The sequence below is a fragment of the Acidovorax sp. IB03 genome (assembly GCF_016406015.1).
Taxonomy (GTDB): domain Bacteria; phylum Pseudomonadota; class Gammaproteobacteria; order Burkholderiales; family Burkholderiaceae_C; genus Acidovorax; species Acidovorax temperans.
Genome location: NZ_JAEFCH010000073.1, coordinates 1 through 3,526 on the forward strand (window position 1 = coordinate 1; position 3,526 = coordinate 3,526).

At 64.0% G+C, this 3,526-nt stretch carries 4 protein-coding genes; 2 read left to right on the top strand and 2 right to left on the bottom strand.

What is annotated here, in order from left to right; all coding sequences use genetic code 11:
* On the top strand, positions 1-786 hold a 786-nt coding region (ybiB, locus tag IHV84_RS19990), incomplete at its 5' end, for a DNA-binding protein YbiB (protein WP_082366678.1).
* Positions 783-1,589 carry a uroporphyrinogen-III C-methyltransferase gene (gene cobA / locus IHV84_RS19995; protein WP_015061188.1) on the top strand — a complete coding sequence of 269 codons (807 nt, stop codon included), beginning with the start codon at positions 783-785 and terminating at the stop codon, positions 1,587-1,589. The genes ybiB and cobA, both read left to right, overlap by 4 nt.
* 4 nt (positions 1,590-1,593) lie before the next feature.
* On the opposite strand, the gene IHV84_RS20000 is transcribed toward cobA, so the two are convergent.
* Complete coding sequence (locus IHV84_RS20000; RefSeq protein WP_015061189.1) at positions 1,594-2,184, bottom strand: hypothetical protein; 591 nt, start codon at positions 2,182-2,184, stop codon at positions 1,594-1,596.
* Positions 2,181-3,410, bottom strand: coding sequence for a sterol desaturase family protein (locus IHV84_RS20005; RefSeq protein ID WP_054258083.1), 1,230 nt, complete (start codon positions 3,408-3,410; stop codon positions 2,181-2,183). Before IHV84_RS20005 ends, IHV84_RS20000 begins: the two co-directional genes overlap by 4 nt.
* Positions 3,411-3,526 lie beyond the last annotated feature (116 nt).

Genomic DNA, 3,526 nt, shown 5'->3' on the forward strand with positions numbered 1-3,526 from the left:
ATGGCGCTTCCGCGGTGCGATACTTGGCCTCATGCGGTTAAAACGCCTATCCGTATGGCCGGTTTTCTGGACGCCACCGCTGCGCGCCTGCAGCACCTGCCCGCCAGCGACCGCCCCACGGTGGTCATCCCCAGCTACAACGGCGCGCGCAAGCTGCCGCTGCTCACGCCGCTGCTGGCGCTGCTGCTGGCCCGTGAGGGGCTACCCGTGCTGATCCACGGCACGGCCACCGAATCGACCCGGGTTTTTACGTCAGAAGTGCTCGCAGCCCTTGGTATACCTGCGCAAGCAGCTATTAAAAAAATAGCAAATGGCGAGGTGGCGTTTGTCCCCACCGCCCTGCTGAGCCCCGGGCTGCAGCGTCTGCTGGAGGTGCGCCGCGTGGTGAACCTGCGCAACCCGGCACACAGCCTGGTCAAACTCATGAACCCGTGCGTGGGCAAAAGCCTGATCGTCAGCAGCTACACGCACCCCGAATACGCGATCTCCATGGCCGCCACCTTTGCACTCACCCAGGCCAACGCCCTGCTGCTGCGCGGCACCGAGGGCGAGGCCGTGGCCGACCCGCGCCGCACGCCCACGATGCAGGCCTTTGTGAACGGCCAGACCTTTACCTTGCAGGAGCACCAGGCCGGCCCGCTGACCAGCCTGCCCAACCTGCCCACGCAACTGGACGCAGCCACCACCGCAGCCTATATTCAAAGTGTGATGACCGGCGCACAGCCCGTACCCGCCCCCATTGCGCAACAGGTGGCCCACATCTTGCAGTTAGTCGAATCACTATGAAACACGATCTCTCCGACTCCAACGCGGCAGGCCAGGTCACCCTGGTCGGCGCCGGCCCGGGCGACCCGGAGCTGCTGACCCTCAAAGCGCTCAAAGCCATCCAGGCCGCCACGGTGCTGATGGTGGACGACCTGGTCAACGAAGCCATCGTGGCCTACGCATCCCCCGAAGCACGCATCGTGCACGTGGGCAAGCGCGGGGGCTGCAAGTCGACACCGCAGTCGTTTATCGAAAAGCTCATGGTCACCGCCGCACTCGAAGGCGAGAACGTGGTACGCCTCAAGGGTGGTGACCCGTTCATCTTTGGCCGTGGTGGTGAAGAGGTAGAGAACCTGCAGGCTGCCGGCATCCGCGTGAGCGTCATTAACGGCATCACCTCGGGTCTGGCCGCTGTCACCTCATTGAATGTGCCACTGACGCACCGCGAGCACGCGCATGGCGTGGTGTTTGTGACCGGCCACGCCAAGCCCGGCGACACCGGTACCGACTGGCGCGCGCTGGCGCACACGGCCTACCAGGCCAAGCTGACTTTGGTGATTTACATGGGTGTGAGCGGTGCCGCCCACATCCAGGACGAACTGCTGTACGGCCTGCCCGACACCACCCCCGTGGCCATCGTGCACAACGCCAGCCTGCCCACGCAGCGCCATGCAGTCTGCACACTGGGCGAGCTGCAGACCACCATCGCCCGGGAAGGCCTGGCCAGCCCCAGCGTCATCGTGGTCGGTGATGTGATGCAGGGCCTGCTGGCCGCAGCCCAGGTCCCCGAACGGGAACCCCTGGGCCAGACGCGCACCGCCTGAGCGTTCAGGCAGCCGCGAGCTGCTGGTTTTGTGGTGTGCGCGTGGCCCCCACCGCCAGCAGCGCCAAGGCCAGCGCCAGGGTGTAGTGCATCAATTGCACGGTGTTGAACAAGCCCAGGTAGTTGCTGTCGGCCTTGCCAGTAGCCGCCACCACAAAGCTGCCCAGCAAAGCCAGCGTGCCCGCCAAGCCCCAGGTATTGCGCTGCTGCACCGCCGTCCAGGCAATCACCAGCGCACACACGCCCGGCACCACCTGCGACCAGAGCGCCAGACCGGCCAGCGTCAGCACGATGCCGACACCCCCCACGACCAGCACAAAACGCCCGACCGCCGCGCCACGTGTGGCCAGCGGCGCATCCGGCCAGCGCAGGCCTGATGCAAGCAACGGAAACGCAGCACATGCGGCCAGCAGGCTGGTGAAACGGTGTGGCCCCAGCATCTCGGCCCAGCCCGAATACCGCAGTACACCCAGGCAGGCCGCCAAACCGATCAGGCCGGCGGCCACTGCCACAGCAGGCCGCTGGCGCAGGTGAAACCACAGGATAGCGGCACACACCAGCAGCAGCACCAGATCCGACAAGGCGTCCGGATTCATGCTGCCACTCCCACCGCGTTGGCAGGGGCAACGGCCTGGCGATTCAGCCAGACCACACTGCCCACACACAACACCAGCAACGCACCCTTGAGCAGCAGCGGCGCCTCAAACCCAAACCACTGCGGCACGGCGGCGAACGACACACCCAGCGCCAGCAGACGCACCTGCTCCAGCCACTTGCCCCAGACAAAACGCTCGAGCAGCGCCCCCAGCGCCACCGCCGTGACCAAAATGCCCAGCGCGTACACCGCGGCCGTGCCTCTGTCCAGGCCCTTGGCCACACCGATGAAATGCGAAACAAAAAGCACCAGCACCGCGGACTGCAGCGCCACGTACCAACGCAGCGGCGCGGGGGTTTGCACATCAAAGCGGGTAAAGGTGCGGGGCTCGAAATGTTCGATGGGTTCGTCGGTCCAGCCGCCCGGTGGCGCCACCCAGACACCCAGCTTGGCGCGCCAGCCCTTTGCCGCACGGGACATCTGCCACAGGTCGGCGTAGTAGTGCAGGTTGCCCTTGATCGGGCTGAAGCTGTGCAGCGGCTTGCGGATGCCGTAGCAAATTTTCTCGTCATCGCGCTCGTCGGCAAAAGTGCCGAACAGACGGTCCCACAGGACCAGGATACCGCCGTAGTTCTTGTCGATGCAGTAGTCGTTCTGGCCGTGGTGCACGCGGTGGTTGCTGGGCGTGACCAGAATGCGGTCCAGCACGCCCATGCGGCCTATCAGCTCGGTGTGCACCCAGTACTGGTACAGCAGGTCGATCAGGCCCACGATCACCAGCATCTGCCATGGGATACCGAGCACCGCCAGGGGCAGGTAAAACACCCAGCCGAATAACGCGCCGGTAGAGGTCTGCCGCAGTGCGGTGGACAGGTTGTAGTACTCCGATGAGTGGTGCACCACATGCGAGGCCCACATGACATTGACCTCGTGGTACATGCGGTGCGCCCAGTAGTAACACAGGTCGTACAGCACCAGGGCCAGAATCCACAGCGGAATACTGCTCATGGACCATTCGGTAAAGCGGTAGGCCTCATACACCGCGATGTAGATGCCCAGCGTGGCGATCTTGGTGAAGGCGTTGGTCACCTGGCTCAACAGGCCATGGTGCAGGCTGGTGATGGCGTCGGGAATGTCGTAGACCGCCACACCGCGCCGCCGGGCCACCCAGGCCTCGAGCAGGATGGTGAGCATGAATACGGGTATGGCGTAAACAATGGGATTCATGGTTTTGTCTCTCTCGTTATGCAGCGCCTCTGTATCGGGTACCGTCATCGTTGAAAGTATACACTAGTGTGGTGTCTCAAAAATAGATAGAACTATTTTGACCGGTGTTGGTCGAA